Here is a 410-nt window from a genome sequence, read left to right as displayed (position 1 = left end):
CCGCAGGCGTCGGACTCGACCATCCCTCGCCCGTGCACCGGTGGCCAAACGATCCGCCATCGGCGACCCCAACGAAAGCGAGTCTTACGAGCAACCGTTCGCGGCCCGTCTCAAGTCCGAGCCGTCCAAGCGCACGCGCCGCAGGCGTCGGACTCGACCATCCCTCGCCCGTGCACCGGTGGCCAAACGATCCGCCATCGGCGACCCCAACGAAAGCGAGTCTTACGAGCAACCATTCGCGGCCCGTCTCAAGTCCGAGCCGTCCAAGCGCACGCGCCGCAGGCGTCGGACTCGACCATCCCTCGCCCGTGCACCGGTGGCCGAACGATCCGCCATCGGTGACCCCAACGGAGCGAGTCTTACGAGCGAGGAGTTCGCGGCCCGTCTCGCGTCCGAGTCGTCGAAGCGCA

The sequence above is a fragment of the Nocardia sp. NPDC049526 genome, from assembly GCF_044465765.1.
Taxonomy (GTDB): Bacteria; Actinomycetota; Actinomycetes; order Mycobacteriales; family Mycobacteriaceae; genus Nocardia.
Note: the sequence above shows the minus strand (reverse complement) of the source record.